This window comes from Pseudomonas sp. PME37.24/025 (genome assembly GCF_055556615.1).
Genome location: NZ_JBVHNK010000316.1, coordinates 1 through 261, shown reverse-complemented (window position 1 = coordinate 261; position 261 = coordinate 1). Strand labels below are relative to the sequence as shown.

1 protein-coding gene is annotated in these 261 nt (G+C 70.5%); it reads right to left on the bottom strand.

Features of this window, described 5'->3' with window-relative positions; translation table 11 throughout:
- Positions 1-261: glycoside hydrolase family 3 N-terminal domain-containing protein (locus tag ACZ3HH_RS30520; protein WP_465810379.1), on the bottom strand; the 261-nt coding region annotated here is incomplete at both ends.

Sequence of the window (261 nt, the reverse complement as noted above, 5' to 3'; positions counted from 1 at the left end):
GGTGGTGAATCCGGCCATCGCGGTGTTGTCGGACACGACCAGGCCCTCGAAGCCCAGCCGTCCCCGCAGCACGTCGCCGATCAGCTCGGCGGCGAGCGACCCGGGACGCACGTCCGCATCGGAGAAGTCCGGACGCACCGACTTCGACAGGGCCCGCTGGCGGATGTGCCCCACCATGATCGACCGCGCGCCGGCGGCGATCACCGCCGCGTAGACGGCGCCGAAGGTGCGGGTCCACTCGTCGACATCGAGATCGTTGGA